Annotated in this window: 3 protein-coding genes; 1 reads left to right on the top strand and 2 read right to left on the bottom strand. The window is 56.6% G+C overall.

Going from position 1 to position 1,780, the window contains the following annotated elements; genetic code table 11:
• A partial coding sequence (locus V7080_RS25310) for a hypothetical protein (protein ID WP_334191142.1) occupies nt 1–601 on the bottom strand: 601 nt, incomplete at its 3' end.
• 431 nt (nt 602–1,032) lie between these two features.
• Between V7080_RS25310 and V7080_RS25315 the strand changes: the two genes are divergently transcribed.
• Nucleotides 1,033–1,389: a hypothetical protein gene (locus V7080_RS25315; RefSeq protein ID WP_334191143.1), complete on the top strand. Its 357-nt coding sequence runs from the start codon at nt 1,033–1,035 to the stop codon at nt 1,387–1,389.
• Nucleotides 1,390–1,432: 43 nt separating this feature from the next.
• Here the strand turns inward: V7080_RS25315 and V7080_RS25320 are convergent.
• The coding region (locus tag V7080_RS25320) for a CPBP family intramembrane glutamic endopeptidase (protein WP_334191144.1) at nt 1,433–1,780 on the bottom strand (348 nt) is incomplete at its 5' end.

Below are 1,780 nucleotides of genomic sequence, written 5' to 3' on the forward strand. Positions count from 1 at the left end.
GGATGTCGTCATACGACTGTGTATTGGCATCCACGCCGGTGCTGTCGTAGCCGGTTGCATCGTAGCCTGTCGCGTCGTAGCCGGCGGACTCATAGCTGGACTCGTAACGGTTCTGGGCCGAGCTTTTCAGGAAACGTGCGAGCAGCAGACCGGCGATGACCGATCCGGCGAACAACACGCCCGGTGAACGGCGACCGAGGTCTTCAGCATCGCGCAGCAGCGTATCCAGATCCTTGTTGCGCAAACCCGCGCTGAGCGACTCGATACGGTCGGCAGCCATGCTGACGTAACGGCCCGCCTCCGGCTTTCCTTCGCCCTGGAGGCGATCTGCCGTGCTGCGGATTGCCTGCGCAACCGAATCGACCTGCGTCACCGCTGTGGTCTTCTGCTGCTCGAACAAAGTACGACCCTGTTCCTTCGCGCGTCCGGCGAGGTCCTTGGCATAACCCTTGGCTTCGCTGGCCACACGACCGGTCTTGTCCTTCAGCGCATCGGTTGCCGATGATTGCTGACCGGTGCCCTGGGAAGTCGTGCCCACATTATCCGAAGTGGCTCCGAACCCTGCTGTCGAGTTCGTATGTCCGGTATCTTTATCTGCCATCGTCATCACTCCTTGAAATTGTTGGTAATGAAGGTCTGTTCTGCGAAGAACGTTTCCACGGTATTGATAGTTGTTTGAAATGCAAACCGTTAATTAGTTCGCATGATTACTGAATTGCTTGATGAAGGACGACCATGTGACGTTTTAATAGAAAGTCGAGCACTGCGACATGCTCTCGGACAAACCGGGAGTGCAAATCATCCGGGTAGAAATCGAGCACAAAATCAGGATGGCTTGCCGGTTGGCCGAATAGGATTCGATGTCGCCGTCCATGCTCATGCAATCAATGTGCCATTACGTCATGCGCGAATATCCGGCGACGAACTCGCTTCTCGTTAACTTTGCCTCATCAAGATCAGGGCTTTCTTGCGGTTCGATCAATTGACCCCTTTGCCATAGACGAAATATGACTTTTTCTTGCCTAAATATCGATGACTTCAGGCATGGGCAAGGTGTACCATGCGCGTTTTTCCAGGGAGAATGTTTCGATGGGCTACGAAAATCTGTTTGTAATTTTGGTGAGCATTGGCGTGGCAGGAATGATCATTTACTGGATCGCGTACCAGACCGGACGCCTGCACGGCTATCGACACGGACTTGAAAAGGGAACCACACTCACGTCCCGCGTGCAGCATCTCAAGGGAATGTCGGACGGCTATGTGATGGCGATTCAGCACACGCCCGGGCAGCGCAATGAATACATGAACAACGTATTGCTGAAGATGGGCTCGATCACCCAGGCGGACGTCGAAGCCGATCGGCAGCGGCGCCGCCAGTTACAGGGTTGAAGACGGGATTGGCTTGCGTCGCGCCGGTTAGCGCAGGGAACAATCAGGTGGCCTTCGCAAGGACGGAAGCCACGATATGCGCGATGCCATGTGCGAGCATCGCCGCCTCGATGCCGCGGCGCCAGTAAACAAAGCCGAAGATCACGCCGAACACGGTGTTGGCGAGAACGACAAACGCGGCAAGGCTCGCATCCATTTGCGCTGTCTGCGCGGCAACTGCGGGCAGGTGTCCCGCTCCGAACAGCAGTGCGCTCACGATGATCGCCATCCAGATCCATCTCGCCCGGACGGCGCCCGCGCCGCCTTGCACGAATCGCCATCCGAGCCACGCAATCAGGGTCATCACACCCCAGCGCAGCAGCACTTCTTCCGTGATGCCGCCATACAGGAC

Origin of the sequence: Noviherbaspirillum sp., assembly GCF_036846085.1 — a bacterium.
Classification (GTDB): domain Bacteria; phylum Pseudomonadota; class Gammaproteobacteria; order Burkholderiales; family Burkholderiaceae_D; genus Noviherbaspirillum.

Coding starts and splice junctions, on each gene's coding strand:
- V7080_RS25315 (WP_334191143.1), top strand. CDS start 1,033: ATGACTTCAGGCATGGGCAAGGTGTACCATGCGCGTTTTTCCAGGGAG.